The 16,655-nt window shown below is 45.4% G+C and carries 14 protein-coding genes and 2 tRNA genes; 13 read left to right on the top strand and 3 right to left on the bottom strand.

Going from position 1 to position 16,655, the window contains the following annotated elements; all coding sequences use genetic code 11:
• Window positions 1–54: 54 nt before the first annotated feature.
• From ACZQK9_RS11900 to ACZQK9_RS11865, 8 genes are all read left to right on the top strand, one after another.
• Window positions 55–375: a metal-sensing transcriptional repressor gene (locus ACZQK9_RS11900; protein ID WP_021985160.1), complete on the top strand. Its 321-nt coding sequence runs from the start codon at window positions 55–57 to the stop codon at window positions 373–375.
• 43 nt (window positions 376–418) lie between these two features.
• Window positions 419–2,701 (top strand): heavy metal translocating P-type ATPase, encoded by a 2,283-nt coding sequence (locus ACZQK9_RS11895; protein WP_483270704.1) that lies wholly within the window; start codon window positions 419–421, stop codon window positions 2,699–2,701.
• A 50-nt stretch (window positions 2,702–2,751) separates the two neighbouring features.
• Complete coding sequence (locus ACZQK9_RS11890; protein ID WP_216506517.1) at window positions 2,752–3,003, top strand: heavy-metal-associated domain-containing protein; 252 nt, start codon at window positions 2,752–2,754, stop codon at window positions 3,001–3,003.
• Window positions 3,004–3,013: 10 nt separating this feature from the next.
• Entirely contained in the window at window positions 3,014–4,312 is a 1,299-nt protein-coding gene (locus tag ACZQK9_RS11885) for an MATE family efflux transporter (protein ID WP_216506519.1), read from the top strand.
• Window positions 4,313–4,321: 9 nt separating this feature from the next.
• Window positions 4,322–5,230 carry a LysR family transcriptional regulator gene (locus tag ACZQK9_RS11880; protein ID WP_483270703.1) on the top strand — a complete coding sequence of 303 codons (909 nt, stop codon included), beginning with the start codon at window positions 4,322–4,324 and terminating at the stop codon, window positions 5,228–5,230.
• A 105-nt stretch (window positions 5,231–5,335) separates the two neighbouring features.
• Window positions 5,336–6,520: a cysteine desulfurase NifS gene (nifS, locus tag ACZQK9_RS11875; protein ID WP_483270702.1), complete on the top strand. Its 1,185-nt coding sequence runs from the start codon at window positions 5,336–5,338 to the stop codon at window positions 6,518–6,520.
• Between the two features lie 42 nt (window positions 6,521–6,562).
• The gene (gene nifU / locus ACZQK9_RS11870) at window positions 6,563–7,030 is read left to right on the top strand and encodes a Fe-S cluster assembly scaffold protein NifU (RefSeq protein WP_021985154.1); all 468 of its coding nucleotides are present in this window, start codon (window positions 6,563–6,565) and stop codon (window positions 7,028–7,030) included.
• A 78-nt stretch (window positions 7,031–7,108) separates the two neighbouring features.
• Complete coding sequence (locus ACZQK9_RS11865) at window positions 7,109–7,546, top strand: HD domain-containing protein (RefSeq protein ID WP_483270701.1); 438 nt, start codon at window positions 7,109–7,111, stop codon at window positions 7,544–7,546.
• A gap of 5 nt (window positions 7,547–7,551) precedes the next feature.
• On the opposite strand, the gene ACZQK9_RS11860 is transcribed toward ACZQK9_RS11865, so the two are convergent.
• A complete protein-coding gene (locus ACZQK9_RS11860; protein WP_483270700.1) occupies window positions 7,552–8,565 on the bottom strand; it encodes a LacI family DNA-binding transcriptional regulator in 1,014 nt (337 codons plus the stop codon).
• Window positions 8,566–8,795: 230 nt separating this feature from the next.
• Between ACZQK9_RS11860 and ACZQK9_RS11855 the strand changes: the two genes are divergently transcribed.
• Both ACZQK9_RS11855 and galT read left to right on the top strand, forming a co-directional pair.
• A complete protein-coding gene (locus tag ACZQK9_RS11855) occupies window positions 8,796–10,082 on the top strand; it encodes a galactokinase (protein WP_483270699.1) in 1,287 nt (428 codons plus the stop codon).
• An 84-nt stretch (window positions 10,083–10,166) separates the two neighbouring features.
• Window positions 10,167–11,657, top strand: a complete 1,491-nt coding sequence (gene galT / locus ACZQK9_RS11850) for a UDP-glucose--hexose-1-phosphate uridylyltransferase (protein ID WP_483270698.1) — start codon at window positions 10,167–10,169, stop codon at window positions 11,655–11,657.
• A gap of 301 nt (window positions 11,658–11,958) precedes the next feature.
• Here galT and ACZQK9_RS11845 read toward each other — a convergent pair.
• Together ACZQK9_RS11845 and ACZQK9_RS11840 are read right to left on the bottom strand one after the other, a co-directional pair.
• A tRNA-Gly gene (locus tag ACZQK9_RS11845) sits at window positions 11,959–12,030 on the bottom strand.
• A gap of 29 nt (window positions 12,031–12,059) precedes the next feature.
• Window positions 12,060–12,131 (bottom strand) — tRNA-Gly (locus ACZQK9_RS11840).
• 169 nt (window positions 12,132–12,300) lie between these two features.
• On the opposite strand from ACZQK9_RS11840, the gene ACZQK9_RS11835 reads away from it, so the two are divergent.
• From ACZQK9_RS11835 to guaB, 3 genes are all read left to right on the top strand, one after another.
• Window positions 12,301–14,448: an LTA synthase family protein gene (locus ACZQK9_RS11835; RefSeq protein WP_483270697.1), complete on the top strand. Its 2,148-nt coding sequence runs from the start codon at window positions 12,301–12,303 to the stop codon at window positions 14,446–14,448.
• 123 nt (window positions 14,449–14,571) lie between these two features.
• The gene (locus ACZQK9_RS11830) at window positions 14,572–15,051 is read left to right on the top strand and encodes a chemotaxis protein CheX (protein WP_021985147.1); all 480 of its coding nucleotides are present in this window, start codon (window positions 14,572–14,574) and stop codon (window positions 15,049–15,051) included.
• A gap of 68 nt (window positions 15,052–15,119) precedes the next feature.
• Entirely contained in the window at window positions 15,120–16,571 is a 1,452-nt protein-coding gene (gene guaB, locus ACZQK9_RS11825) for an IMP dehydrogenase (RefSeq protein WP_117781685.1), read from the top strand.
• Window positions 16,572–16,655 lie beyond the last annotated feature (84 nt).

Here is a 16,655-nt window from a genome sequence, read left to right as displayed (position 1 = left end):
TGACAAATACCCCCTACCGGTATACATTATATACCTGTAGGGGGTATTTGATTTATGGAAGAAAATAAAGAAGAAAAGAATTGTCCTTGCTGTTCGGGGAAACATAAAGAACGACAGGAAAAAGAAAAAAAGGATCTGATGAACCGGTTGAAGCGTATCGAAGGACAGGTGCGCGGCATCGAGAATATGCTGGAGAAGGATGCATATTGTACGGATGTATTGATACAGGTGTCTGCGGTCACATCGGCACTCAACAGCTTCAATAAGGTACTGCTTGCCAACCACGTAAAAACCTGTGTGGCCGACAACATCCGCCAAGGAAATGATGAAGTCATCGACGAGTTAGTAACATTACTACAAAAGTTAATGAAGTAACTGTAAGAACGAATAAAGAAAACTCATAGGAAAGGAGAATTACATGGAACAATATAAAGTGAAGGGTATGAGCTGCGCCGCCTGCAGCGCGCGTGTCGAGAAAGCAGTTTCTGCGATGGATGGCGTGACAAATTGTACCGTGAGCCTGCTTACCAATTCGATGAGCGTGGAAGGAACGGCAGATGCAGCGACAATCATCCGGGCGGTCGAAAAAGCCGGCTATAAAGCATCGAAGATGAAAGCCGGAAAGCAGTCCGGCAGCACGGAGGAAGATGCCGATGCACTCAAAGACACGGAGACACCGTTGATGCGGAAACGTCTGATTGCATCGGTGGTTCTGCTGATCCCGCTCATGTATGTGTCGATGGGACATATGATGTGGAACTGGCCGCTGCCGCCGTTCTTCGAGAGCAATCACATAGCGATGGGACTTGTACAGCTTTTGTTCACGATTGCGATTATGGTCGTAAACCAGAAGTTCTTCGTAAATGGATTCAAGGGACTTATACACCGGGCACCAAACATGGACACGCTCGTAGCACTTGGTTCTGCTGCATCGTTTATCTACAGTGTGTATGCACTGTTTGCAATGACCGATGCGGTTGTCAAAGGGCAGGAGACACAAGTCATGCATTACATGCATGAGTTTTACTTTGAATCTGCGGCGATGATTCTCACACTCATAACCGTGGGTAAGATGCTTGAGGCAAAATCAAAGGGCAGGACGACCGATGCATTAAAGGGCTTGATGAAGCTTGCACCGAAGACTGCAGTTTTAGTAAAAGATGGTGTGGAGCAGACGGTACCGATCGAACAGCTTCATATCGGAGATTTATTTGCTGTCCGTCCGGGCGAGAATATTCCGGTGGATGGATTCGTCAAGGAAGGAAACAGTGCAGTCAATGAATCCGCGCTGACCGGTGAGAGTATTCCGGTAGACAAGAATCCGGGCGATCCGGTATCCGCAGCAACACTCAATCAGTCAGGGTATCTGCTCTGTGAGGCAACCCGTGTCGGTGAGGATACGACGCTGTCGCAGATTATCCATATGGTCAGTGATGCAGCGGCAACGAAAGCGCCGATTGCGAAGGTGGCCGATAAGGTATCCGGCGTATTTGTACCGGTTGTGATCGGTATTGCCATCGTGACATTTGTGATCTGGATGCTTGTAGGAAGACCGGTAGGATATTCGCTTGCAAGAGCGATTTCCGTTCTGGTTATCAGCTGTCCGTGTGCACTTGGACTTGCAACTCCGGTTGCCATCATGGTTGGAAATGGTGTGGGTGCAAAGCATGGAATCCTGTTTAAGACAGCCGTTTCGCTGGAGGAGACAGGCAAGGTACAGATCGTTGCACTCGATAAGACCGGTACGATCACGAAGGGCGAACCGCGTGTAACGGATATCTTTCCGGTAGGCTGTGAGGAAGCGTATCTGATGCATGCCGCATATGCGCTGGAACAAAAAAGTGAGCATCCGCTTGCGAAGGCGATTATCGCATGGGGCGATGCGAACAACCAGACGGAGGCAGGTGTCAGGGAGTTTCAGGCAGTTTCCGGAAATGGTCTGATGGGCGTCCGCGATGGAAAGCATCTGCAGGGTGGAAACTGGAACTATATTTCCGGGCAGATCAGGATAGCAAAAGAGGAAGAAACTGAACTTCGGAAGCAGGCAGAGGTCTATGCATCCGAAGGAAAGACACCATTATTCTTCGCGGAGGATGGCAAGATCCTTGGAATGGTGGCAGTTGCCGATGTGATGAAGGAGGACAGCCCGGAAGCAATCGCGGAGCTTAAAAATATGGGGATCCATGTTGTCATGCTGACCGGTGATAACGAGCAGACGGCTCAGGCAATCGGCAAGCAGGCAGGTGTCGATGAAGTGATCGCAGGTGTGCTTCCGGATGGTAAGGAGGCTGTGATCGCCAATCTGCAGAAGAAAGGAAAGGTTGCGATGGTCGGTGATGGCGTGAACGATGCTCCGGCACTCACACGTGCAGATATGGGTATCGCAATCGGAGCAGGAACCGATATTGCTATTGATGCGGCGGATGTCGTGCTGATGAGGAGCCGGTTGTCCGATGTACCTGCTGCAATCCGGCTTAGCCGGGCGACCTTGCGGAATATCCACGAGAACCTCTTCTGGGCATTTATTTACAATATTATAGGAATCCCGCTTGCGGCAGGTGCGTGGGTTCATTTATTTGGCTGGACATTGAATCCGATGTTCGGTGCAGCAGCGATGAGTCTGTCAAGCTTTTGTGTTGTGACCAATGCACTTCGCCTGAATCTGTTCAAATTCGGAAAGAAGCAGCGGGAGACAGCATAGGAGAGGTTGACATTCTATATAAATTCATGTAGTTTAAGGAGGAAAACAAAATGGAACAGATTATTGCAAAAATCGATGGTATGATGTGTGGTATGTGCGAGTCGCATATGAACGACATGGTAAGAAATAATTTCAAGGTGAAGAAAGTCACTTCTTCCCATGCGAAGAAGGAGACTGTGATCGTAGCGGAAGAAGGCTTTGATGATGCAAAATTTACAGAAGAAGTTGAGAAGCTTGGCTACAAGGTGCTTGGCATCGAACATCAGCCTTATGAGAAGAAAGGGTTATTTCGCAGAAAATAGCAATTAGCAGATGAACGTGGGAAAGAAACTAAGAAAGTTCATATTTTTAAATGTATTTGCGATGATGGGCATGTCGTGCTACATCCTCGCAGATACATTTTTTATCTCCGTGGCAAATGGAACCCTCGGTATTGCGGCATTGAATCTGACACTGCCGGTTTATGGGTTGTTATTTGCCATTGGTTCGTTAATCGGGATTGGTTCCGCAACGCGGTATTCGCTTTGTAAGATGACCGATAATGAGACATCGAAGCTGTATTTCTCGAATGCTTTGATGTTTGCGGTTCTGATCGGAATCGGATTTACACTGCTTGGAAACTTCTTCCCGGCAGAGATTTTGAAGCTGATGGGAGCGGATGCGGATATCCTGTCGATCGGAACGGAATATCTGCAGATTGCGATGCTTTTTTCCCCGTTTTTTATTGCAAACTATACATTTACCGCATTTGTAAGAAATGATAATGCACCGAATATCGCGATGGCGGCAACGCTGCTTAGCAGTTTGTTCAATATTGTATTTGATTATGTATTTATGTTCCCGATGCATATGGGAATGCGTGGCGCGGCACTTGCAACCGGCGTGTCACCAATAATCAGCATCGGTATCTGCATGATCCATTATTTATCAAAGAAAAACACAATCGTGTTCAAGTGGCATCTGCCGAGCTTTCGGCTGCTTGCTTCCGCGGCAAGCCTTGGTGTAGTGGCGTTTGTAGGCGAGATCGCGAACAGTATCACAACGCTTGTGTTTAATTTTATTCTGCTTGCATTATCCGGAAATAACGCAGTTGCCGCATATGGAGTGATCGCGAACATCGCACTCGTCGGAACGGCGATTTTTAACGGGGTATCGCAGGGCTTACAGCCACTTGCGAGTACGTCGTACGGACATGGTGACAAAGAGGATGTCAAGAAGATTCTGCGGCAGTCACTCATGATCGCGGTCATCCTGTCAATCGTGCTTGTGTCTGCGGTATGGGTGTTCGCACAGGGACTGGTTGGCATCTTCAACAGTGCGCAGTCGGCGGAGTTGGCGAAGCTTGCCGTACCGGGACTCCGGATTTATTTCTTAGGGTTCTTAGTGGCGGCGGTCAATATTGTGCTGGCGGGATTTTTCAGCGCGACCGGACAGGCACTTGCATCTTCCTTGATCGCAGTATCGCGCGGTATCATCGTGATCAGTCTGATGGCATTTGTGTTGTCGAAGCTTTTGGGTGTAACCGGTGTCTGGATGGCATTCCCGATCACAGAGGTCGTGACATTTGGAATCGCGATAGTGATTCAGGGATTGAGTAAAAGAAAAGAATAGGAGTGGCGTATGACTTTACAGCAGCTACGATATGCAGTGACAATTGCAGATATGAAGTCGATGAACAAGGCGGCGAGCGAGCTTTTTGTATCGCAGCCGGCATTATCGAATACAATTCATGATTTAGAGGAAGAATTACAGATAGAGATCTTTCTGCGGACGAACCGCGGTATCGTTGTGACAACCGAGGGCGAAGAGTTCTTAAGCTATGCCAGACAGATGGTGGAGCTGCAGCAGATGATGGAAGAAAAATATATGGGTGCTGCAGAACACAAGCGGAAATTCAGTGTATCCATGCAGCATTATTCCTTTGCGGTTGAGGCATTCATCAAGCTGGCGAGAAATTTCTCGCTTGACGAGTATGAACTTGCTGTCCATGAGACGAAGACCGGTGAGGTCATCGAGAATGTCAAGAACTTCCGGAGTGAGCTTGGCATTCTGTATCTGAACAGCTTCAACCAGAAAGCCATGCAGAAGGTATTTGATGCAAATGAACTGGAGTTTAAACCGCTGTTTGACTGTGCAGTTTATGTGTATCTCGCAAGTGGACATCCGCTTGCAGGGAAGGAGTCTATTTCCTTCTCGGATTTAGAACCATATCCGTGTCTGTCGTTTGAGCAGGGCAACAAGAATTCCTTTTATTTTGCGGAGGAGGTATTAAGCAACCTCGAATATAAGCAGACAATCAAGGCGGACGACCGTGCGACGATGTTAAATCTGATGACAGGGTTAAACGGCTACACCTTATGTTCCGGTATTATCTGTGAGGAATTAAACGGCGATGGGTATACGGCAGTACCGTTTGCAGCCGAGGAGACGATGACGATTGGGTATCTGAAACGGAAGGGAATCCCGCTCAGCCATCTTGGAAGCCGCTATATTGAGATCTTGAAGCAGTATGAGAAGCACTGCAGATGAAATTTATTCTCATTATAAATGAGGGTGGTTTCGTTGACTTTTGAAACATGTCTGATTATAATTTTTCATGGACAAAAGTAAAGAATTAAGGAGGCATTCATAGCAATGAGTGAGTTGATTTATTTAGATAATGCGGCGACAACGAAAGTTGCACCGGAAGTATATGAAGCAATGAATCCGTATTTCGAAGAGTACTATGGAAATGCGGCAAGTGTATACCGCTTTGCCGGTGAGAGCAAGAAAGCGGTTGAAGATGCCAGAAAGGAAGTTGCGGATTTCCTTGGCGCAAAGCCGAATGAGATTTATTTCACAGGCGGTGGAAGCGAGTCTGATAACTGGGCTTTGAAGGGACTTGCATTTTCTCTTCGTAACAAAGGAAAGCATATTATTACATCTGCGATCGAGCATCATGCAATCCTGCATACATGCGAGTATCTTGAGAAGCTTGGCTACGAGATCACGTATGTCGGCGTGGATGAGAACGGTATCCTGAAGCTTGACGAGTTAGAGCAGGCAATCCGTGAGGATACAATCCTGATTTCCGTTATGTTTGCAAATAACGAGATCGGAAGCATCCAGCCAATCAAGGAGATTGGCGAGATCGCGAAGAAGCATAAGGTTCTGTTCCATACAGATGCGGTACAGGCATATGGACATGTGCCAATCAATGTGGATGAATGCCATATTGATATGCTTTCTGCCAGCGGTCATAAGATCAACGGACCAAAAGGAATCGGTATCATGTACCTTAGAAATGGTGTGCAGATTGAGTCCTTTGTCCATGGTGGTGCACAGGAGCGTGGAAAGCGGGCCGGTACACACAATACACCTGGTATCGTAGGATTTGGTCGTGCAACGATACTTGCAAAAGAGAAGATGCAGGCACGTATGGAATATGAGACAAATTTGCGTGATTATCTGATCAAGCGTGTCTTAGATGAGGTTCCATATACGAAGTTAAACGGCGACAAGGTAAAACGTCTGCCGAACAACGTGAACTTCAGCTTTCAGTTCATCGAGGGTGAGTCACTTCTGATCATGCTTGACCAGAAGGGTATCTGTGCATCCAGTGGTTCCGCATGTACATCCGGATCACTCGATCCATCGCATGTATTGCTTGCCATCGGTCTGCCACATGAAATCGCACACGGATCACTTCGCCTGACATTATCCGATGAGACAACAAAGGAAGAAATCGACTATACAGTAGAGGCAATCAAGACGGTTGTAGAGCGTCTGCGCAGTATGTCACCGCTTTACGAGGACTTCGTAAAGAAGAACAAGCAGTAAGTTCATACACGGGATACTGATTATATTTAGGAGGTAATGACGATGAGTCAGATTATAGATTACAGTGAAGAGGTTATGGAACACTTCACCAACCCAAGAAACGTAGGAGAAATCGAGAACGCCAGTGGTGTCGGTACAGTCGGAAATGCGAAATGTGGCGATATTATGCGTATTTATCTTGATGTCGATGACAACCAGATCATCCGTGATTGCAAGTTCAAGACATTTGGCTGCGGTGCCGCTGTTGCAACAAGCAGTATGGCAACGGAGATGATCAAGGGCAAGTCCATTCAGGAAGCATTGAAGCTTACAAATAAGGCAGTTATGGAAGCGCTTGGCGGATTGCCACCGGTCAAGGTACACTGTTCCCTGCTTGCAGAGGAAGCCGTTCATGCAGCACTCTGGGATTATGCACAGAAGCACAACATCACGATCGAAGGATTAAAGCCACCGGTGAATGATATTGATGAGACTGAAGCTTTCTACGAGATGCCGGGTGCAAATGATTAGAAATTGAATTCTATGAGAAGGCTTGCCACAGACGATTATGTATTGATTTACCGGGGATAGATATATGGGAGGAAATCTGTGATTTATACAAGTATGACAATCAAAGCAATGAAGCTTGCTTACAAAGCACACGAAGGTCAGGTGGACAGAAGCGGTGTGCCGTATATCTTTCATCCGATTCATCTGGCAGAACAGATGGATGAGGAGATAAGCTGTACGGTGGCACTTCTCCATGATGTCGTGGAAGATACGGAAGTCACACTTGCGGAGTTAGAACAGGAGTTTCCTCCGGCAGTAACGGAAGCTGTGCGTCTCCTGACACATGACAAATCCGTTGATTATTATGATTACGTCCGGAATTTGAAACCGAATGCGATAGCAAAGAAAGTAAAGCTCGCGGATCTCGCACATAATTCCGATGAGATCCGCTCGAAAGCGGCCGGCTGCTCTGAAAAGCAGATTCTGCATTGGAGAGAGAAGTACAGCCGGGCAAAAGAAATTTTATTATCTGAGTAAAACTATTAGCAGTTCTCTTTGACGCGGGCGCAGGATTCCCGGATGACAAGCGGGCATGGAATTTTAGCTTTCAAAGGTGTCTTGATGCTTAAGTTCGATGCAACATAGACAAGATTCGCACCATGCTGTCCCATATCATAGGATGGGGCATGAATGGTCGTAAGCGGAGGGGTTATGAATGTACTGGATTCTTCGTCGTTGAAACCAACGATAGAGATATCCCGTGGAATTTCATATCCCCTTTCTTTGATTGCTTTCATGGCACCTAATGCAATTGCATCGTTTGCTGCAAATACAGCCGTTGGCAGGTCGTCGCTGTTGAGCAGATCTATCATCATATCATAGCCGGACTGCGCAGTGAAGCTACCTTCCCGCACATATGTCCCGGCATCCATTTCCCGGTGCTCCATGTATTTCTTATAAGCAACAGTTCTTGCGTCAACAAGACGTTCCCCATCTCCGACATATTCACATCCGACAAGCAGGGCAATCTTCGTATGACCTAGTCCGGTCAGATAGTCCATGACGTCATAGACGGCACGTTCAAAATCAAGTGTTAAGGATGTAATGTTATATTCATCGACAACCATATCCAGAAATACAATATTGTTGCAGATACCAAGAAATGTATCAATTTCTTTTTTGGAGAACTTGCCAAGACAGATTAATCCATTCACGGAGGCAAGCTGCTTAAGCCCATCCGGTTCGTTTGGAAAAATACGTACGACGCGGATGGCATTTTTCATACAAAAATCTTCCACACCCTGTCTGACACGGAGATAGTAGCTGTCCTTTAATTCCTGCTCCACCGTATACCAGAGTACGATTCCCATTGTAAATGTATTTTTTGCCATCGCTTTTGTGCGGGAGGATTTGGTATAGTTTAATTTCCTGGCAATCGCAAGCACATGTTCCCGCGTTTCCGGAGCGACACTTAAGGTAGCATCATTATTTAAAATTCTGGATACGGCGCCTGCCGATACACCAGCTTCTTTTGCAATATCACGAATGGTAGCCATAGAAAACTCCTTTCAAAATGTTTACTAAACAAAATATACCACATATAACATAAGAAAGTCTATAATTAATTTTAAAAAAATATAGTAAACTTTAGTAAAACAGTTGACACGTTTACTAAACGCGTGATATATTGGGTGTAACAAGGAGGAACCGGTATGATTGTATTCGGAACCGGTCCGGCGGATTACTGCAACGAGATAGTTATACATGTGATTAAAGGAGGAACGATATGATACAGACAACAGAATTAAAGAAGAATCTACAGGCAGGTGCATATGATGATGTATTGCTTGATATCTATGTGGATGCAGATGTGCTTCCATATCAGAAGGATCGTTATGTAGCAGCGATTGAAACATACGAGAAGTTATATGGAGCAGACACAGTGGAAATCTACAGTGCACCGGGCAGAAGTGAGGTTGGCGGAAACCATACTGATCATCAGCATGGTGAGGTACTTGCTGCATCCATCAATTTGGATGCGATTGCTATCGTGAAGAAGCTTCCGGATATGCAGATCCGTCTTGTATCGGATGGCTATGATGAGATCGTAATTGATGGAAATGATCTTTCTCTGAAGGAAGAGGAGAAGGAATCGACAACTGCTCTGATTAAGGGTGTGCTTGCGGGAGCGAAGGAACGAGGCTACGCAGTTGGTGGATTCCAGGCATATATCACAAGTGATGTCTTGATCGGTGCAGGACTTTCCTCATCAGCGGCCTTCGAGACAGTGATTGGAACAATTGTTTCTTATCTGTATAATGATGGTGCGATTGATGCAGTCACAATCGCAATTATCGGACAGTATGCAGAGAATGTGTATTTCGGAAAGCCTTGCGGATTGATGGATCAGACAGCATGTTCGGTAGGAAATCTTGTACACATTGATTTTGCAGATGTGAAGAATCCAAAGGTGGAGAAAGTAGCGTTTGACATGAATGCATACGGATACAGCCTTTGTATCACAGATACGAAGGGCTCCCATGCAGATCTGACCGCCGATTATGCAGCCATTCCGACAGAGATGAAAGCCGTTGCGTCATATTTTGGCAAGGAAGTTCTGCTTGGACTTACGATTGAGGATATCTTAAGCCACGCACAGGAGCTGCGCGAGAAGTTTGGCGATCGTGCCGTACTTCGCGCCCTGCATTTCTTATGTGAGGATGTGCGTGTAGAAGAGGAAGTAGATGCGTTAAAGGCAGGTAATATCGATGCATTCTTGCAGAAGGTAAAGGAATCCGGTGATTCTTCATTCAAGTATCTGCAGAATGTCTACACAAGCCATGATGTGATGCACCAGAATGTGTCACTGGCGCTGGCGGTCAGTGAAATCGCGCTTGCAGGTGGGGCTGGCGTTGCCCGTGTGCATGGCGGTGGATTCGCAGGTACGATTCAGGCTTTTGTGAAAAACGAGGCTGTATCCGGATATCGCGCAGAGATGGACCGGTTGTTTGGTGCAGATTCCTGCAAGGTGCTCAAAATCCGCAAGTATGGCGGTATGAAGGTACTGGCGTAATTTTTGTATATAAAATCGCTGTTTAGATGAAACGGACGTTTTGCTTGAAAAATAAGATGGAAGATAAAGAATGGAGGAATCACTATGATTACAGATTTGATTCGTGAATTAGTGATATATGGTAAGAACAATGGTCTGATCTGCGAGGCAGATGAGGTGTATACGACGAACCGTCTGCTGGAGTTGTTCGATGTTATGGAGTATGAGGAGAACCCGGAGATTACAGAGCCAAGAGCTGTCTGTGAGATTTTAGAGGATATGATGACATATGCGCATGAAAATGGCATCATGAAAGAAGATACCATAACGGCAAAGGATTTATTCGATACGAAGATCATGGGGTGCATTACACCGCCACCAAGTGTGGTACGGGCAGAATTTGCAAAGCGTTATGCGGAAAGCCCGAAGGAAGCAACCGAATATTATTATCAGTTCAGTCAGGCTACGAATTATATCCGGAAAGACCGTATCGCAAAAGATGAGAAATGGGTAACAGACACCGAATATGGTCCGATCGACATCACAATCAATCTGTCCAAGCCGGAGAAAGATCCGCGCGATATCGCGAAGGCCGGACAGGCAAAGAAATCCGGATATCCGGCTTGCCTGCTTTGCAAGGAGAATGAAGGTTACGCAGGACATTTCTCACACCCGGCAAGACAGAATCACCGTGTGATCCCGATCAAGCTGGATGGGCAGAATTATTATTTGCAGTATTCGCCTTACGTATATTACAACGAGCATTGTATCATCTTCAATGAGCAGCATATCCCAATGAAGATTGATTATGCGGTGTTCCGTAAGCTTCTGGATTTTGTAAGACAGTATCCACATTATATGGCTGGTTCGAATGCAGATCTCCCGATCGTTGGAGGTTCCATCTTAAGCCATGATCATTTCCAGGGTGGTGGCTATGTGTTCGCGATGGCAAAGGCAGATTATGAGCGCAAGTTCGTGATTCCGGGATTCGAAAGTATCACAGCAGGTATCGTGAAATGGCCGATGTCAGTCATCCGTCTGCAGGGGGATAATATGGAAGTAATGGCGAAAGCTGCCGACCATATCCTTACAAGCTGGCGGGCATACACGGATGCGGATGCGTTTATCTTCAGTGAGACGGACGGTGTCCCACACAATACGATCACACCGATTGCGCGGATGCACGGCGATAAGCTCGAATTGGATCTTGTGCTCCGGAACAATATCACAACCGAAGAATGTCCGTGGGGCGTCTATCATCCATCGGCAGACCTGCATCATATCAAGAAAGAAAATATCGGTCTGATCGAGGTTATGGGACTTGCGGTACTTCCGGCACGTCTGAAGGGCGAGATGGCAGAGTTATCCAAGGCGATATTAGCCGGAGAGGATATCCGCAAGAATCCACTGATTGAGAAGCATGCAGACTGGGTAGATGCATGGATTGGTAATTATGACATTACCGCGGAGAATATCACAGAGATCCTGCACGATGAGATTAGCAAGGTATTCGTAAAGGTACTTGAATGTGCAGGCGTATATAAGCGGACGGAAGAGGGACAGGCTGCGTTTATGCGGTTTGTGGATTCTTTGTAGAAATTTTGTAGAAATAATAATTGAACATTCTGATAATTATAGTTTTGATTGTGGATATGATTATTAGATATGGTTATATAGAGTTTTTTAGAAATTATGGCGGAGACAGGAATGCGGTTTATGAAAGGCATTCCTGTTTTCACTTTATGAATTCCTGCTGGCAGGCTGAAATTTTCTGTTTGGAGCAAGTATATGAAAAAAGAAGAAAATACTCCAAACGCGGACTCAAACGGACTCATATTGCATAAAATAAAAAATCCGTAAAGCTAGTATTATCAACGCTCTACGGAGAATAAAAAAGAGCGCGAGACGGGGATCGAACCCGCGACCCCCTCCTTGGCAAGGAGGTGCTCCACCGCTGAGCCACTCGCGCATATAAAACAAATTATTTAATTTTCAGAGAGCGCGAGACGGGGATCGAACCCGCGACCCCCTCCTTGGCAAGGAGGTGCTCCACCGCTGAGCCACTCGCGCATTTGGTCGTTTTGTACTTCGTACCGACGACGTGTTATATATTAGCATAGTAGTTATATATGTGTCAACAACTTTTTGCAAAAATTTTTAAAATTGTAGCTTGCTTTATACAGGTATTTCTCCTATAATTGAGTATCATTATAAAGATTATTATTGAAGGGGCGGTAAAATGTCTGAGAAGATAATAAAGGATCAGGAAGAAACAAAAGAAGAAACGAAGATTGAATCCAAAGAGAATGTAAAAAATGGAGAAAAGAAAAACGGGTCTGAAGAGATTGTCAAGAATGAAGGAAAAGAAGTGCCTGTGAAAGTGGATGCAAATCCATCGTTCTGGTCAAAGGTAAAGTATTTTTTGAGGTATTCGATTCAGACATGGATTGTACGGTGTTTTCTGATTGCATTTGGTCTGGAACTTCTCATGGAGATATTGGGAAGGCGGTCGCTTATACTTGGTGTGAAGTTTATGGTGTCTTCGCCAATTGTGTTTTTATATAATACATCTATTATATTCTTTACCTTATTGTTTGCATTGTTCTTAAGAAAGCGGGTATTCGGTATCGTGCTGATCAGTATCGTCTGGCTGATCTGCGGTTTTGCAAACTTTGTGGTACTTGGCTATCGTATCACACCATTTGCGGCGATTGACCTTCTGATGGTGAAGGATGTGATATCCATGTTGGACGTATATTTTTCCAAGGTACAGCAGGTGCTTCTGGTCGTGGCAGCGGTGGCGGTGATCGCCGGAATCGTAATTCTGTTCCGGAAATCTCCGAAGTTTGAGGGGAAAAAGCATGTCATGCGGACGATGGTTGTCTGTATTGTTATGTGGATTGGCATTATGTTCTTTACGAACTTTAACGTGAGCCATAACATTATCTCGGATGATTTTGCAAATCTCGGTATGGCATATCAGGATTATGGGTTTGCGTATTGTTTTACGAACAGTATTATTGACAATGGTATTACGAAGCCGAACGATTATGATGAATCGACGATGCTTCATCTGAAAAATGAATTAAACAGCGAAGAATTCGATGCGGATGGATCAAAGAAAAAAACACCGAATATTGTCTGTGTACAGCTGGAATCCTTCTTTGATCCGAATGTGGTAGAAGGATTGACGCTCTCAGAGAATCCGATTCCGAATTTTACGAAACTGAAAGAGAAATTTCCGTCCGGATATTTCACGATGCCGGCGCTTGGTGCCGGTACTGCAAATTCCGAATTCGAGGTGCTGACGGGAATCCGTTCCGCATATTTTGGAGCAGGCGAGTATCCATATAAGACAACGGTCAATAAAGTGCCGGTAGAGGGGATGTGCAGTCTGCTGGAGAAGGAAGGATATCATACCTTTGCGATGCATAATAACAAGTCATCCTTCTATGACCGGAAGGATGTCTACAATGAGATGGGATTTGAGCGGTTTATCTCGCTGGAATATATGTATAATGTACAGAAAACTTCAACCGGATGGGCGAAGGATGAAGTGCTGGTGGATAACATCAAGAATTGTCTGCGAAGCACAGAAGGCTCGGATTTTGTATTCACGATCAGTGTACAGGGACATGGCAAATATCCGGAGGAGTTAGGTGCCTGCGATGAGAAGATCAAGGTCAGCTATCCTCAGGATCAGGTAAAGGAAAATCAGCTTACTTATTATGTAAACCAGTTACATGAGATGGATCAGATGATCCATGATCTGATCACGGCGTTGGATAATACCGGAGAAGAGTATGTGCTGCTTCTATATGGAGATCATCTGCCAACAATCACATTTGAGGATGATCAGCTTCCACACAGCCAGTTCCAGACAGAATATATTCTGGTCAATAACATGAATCTGGACATCCCGGATGAAGATATCCGTGCAAGTGAGGTATCCACGAAGATATTCAAGGCTCTGAATCTGGATATGGGATATGTGCAGCGCGCACATTGTCTGTACGAGGACGATCCGGATGAACTCGATCATGCGGTTACATTGCTTGCATATGATATGCTGTATGGCAATGATTATATTTATGATGGTCAGTCTCCGGTACCGGAAGTCGGACAAGGGCAGATCATCATGGGATTGGAGGAAATCGGCATCAGCCGTGTATCCAACGAAGGTGATCATGCCGTGGTAAGGGGAAGAAACTTCAACGAATATTCCAAGGTGTATGATGGCGAGGAACAATTGGAAACGGTCTATGTCGACCGCAATACACTGATGGTACAGGGACAGACATTAAGCGATGGTGCCTTGATTACAGTCAAACAGGTGGATGACTCGGGACATGTTTTAAGCTCGTCTTCGGACTATACATTTCATTGAGGCAGAGATACATGGATTTAATGACAAAATTAACAACAATTTGGATTTAGTGTTTGAATACTCGATATAGGTATGCTATAATTATCGTTAACCTATTTCAAAATAATACTAAGGAGAGGGCACATGGTACCTGCAATTGATGTAAAGCACATTAACCCTTTTTTGCAGTCGAGTATTTCTATTGTAGAAAGTGTTACTCAGGTGAAGTTGACAGTTGGCAAGCCTGAGATGACAGATTTTCATTTACATGACAAATATTATGCAATTCAGGTCGGCGTAGTGGGAGAAATGAAAGGTCAGGTAATTCTGGCAATCCGGGAGAACAATGCAAAGGATATTGCATCCCGTATGATGTTCGGAATGCCTGTCAATGAGTTGGATGAGATGGCATCCTCCGCATTAAATGAATTGGGGAATATGATTATGGGGAACACGGCGACGATTTTTTCCACACTTGGAATTATCATCGATATTACGCCGCCGCTTGCTGTATATGGCAATGACTTACAGTTGAAGTCGGATATAGATGGAATTAAAGTACCTTTGATGTATGGCGGGGAAGAATACATCGGACTTTACATCTGCGTTTACGAGGATAAGTAATACTTGAACCTTCATCGGTTCGAATTACCTAATATAATCAGACTAAAGAAAGGAAAGGAAAAAGACAAATGGGTAAGATTATTGGTAAGGGAATCACATTTGATGATGTTTTATTAGTACCACAGTTTTCAAGTGTGATTCCAAACGACGTTGTTCTATCAACACAGCTCACAAAGAAAATCAGGTTGAATATTCCTCTTATGAGTGCCGGTATGGACACTGTCACAGAGCACAGAATGGCGATTGCCATGGCCAGACAGGGTGGAATCGGAGTTATTCATAAGAACATGTCGATTCAGCAGCAGGCAGAGGAAGTTGATAAAGTAAAACGTTCAGAGAACGGAGTTATCTCTGATCCATTTTCTCTTTCACCGGAGCATACACTTGATGATGCAGATAAGCTGATGGCGAAGTTCCGCATTTCCGGTGTGCCGATTACAGAAAACGGCAAATTGGTAGGTATTATCACGAACCGTGACTTGAAGTTCGAGACAGATTACTCAAAGAAGATCAAGGAGTCCATGACATCTGAGAACCTCATTACAGCAAAAGAGGGTATCACGCTCGAGGAGGCAAAGGCGATTCTCGGAAAAGCCAGAAAAGAGAAGCTTCCAATCGTGGATGATAACATGATGTTGAAGGGACTTATCACGATCAAGGATATCGAGAAGCAGATTAAGTATCCAAATGCAGCCAAGGATGCACAGGGCAGACTTCTCTGTGCCGCAGCCGTCGGTGTTACACCGGATATCTGCGACAGAGTAGACGAGCTTGTGAAGTCCAAGGTGGATGCAATCGTTATTGATACAGCACATGGACATTCGGAGAACGTGCTTAAGACATTTGCCATGATCAAGGAGAAGTATCCGGATCTTGATGTTATCGCCGGTAACGTAGCTACAAAGTCTGGTACACAGGCCATGATCGATGCAGGCGTTGATGCCGTAAAGATCGGTATCGGACCTGGTTCTATCTGTACAACACGTATCGTAGCCGGTATCGGTGTTCCACAGATCACAGCGATCATGCAGGCATATGAGGCAGCACACGCAGCAGGAATCCCAGTTATCGCAGATGGCGGTATCAAGTATTCCGGCGATATCACAAAGGCACTTGCAGCCGGCGCGAATGTATGTATGATGGGCAGCCTGTTCGCAGGTACAGATGAGAGCCCTGGAGATTTCGAGCTGTATCAGGGAAGAAAATACAAGGTATACCGTGGTATGGGTAGTATCGCAGCGATGGAGAATGGTAGTAAAGACCGTTACTTCCAGGCAAATGCAAAGAAGCTTGTACCGGAAGGTGTCGAAGGTCGTGTGGCATACAAGGGTACCGTTGAAGATACTGTATTCCAGTTGATCGGTGGACTTCGTGCAGGTATGGGTTACTGTGGCGCGAAGACAATCGAGGAGCTTCATGAGAAGGCAGAGTTTGTTGAGATTTCAGCCGCTTCTCTGAAGGAGAGCCATCCACATGATATCCAGATCACAAAGGAAGCACCAAACTACAGCGTGGAGTAATCGAACAGGCACGCATCAGTGTCAGGAATTTTATATAGTGAATAAGAGTATCCCATAAGAGAAATCTTATGGGATATTTTTGTG

The sequence above is a fragment of the Wujia sp. genome, assembly GCF_056872695.1.
Note: the sequence above shows the minus strand (reverse complement) of the source record. Positions and strands in the feature narration are given on the sequence as shown.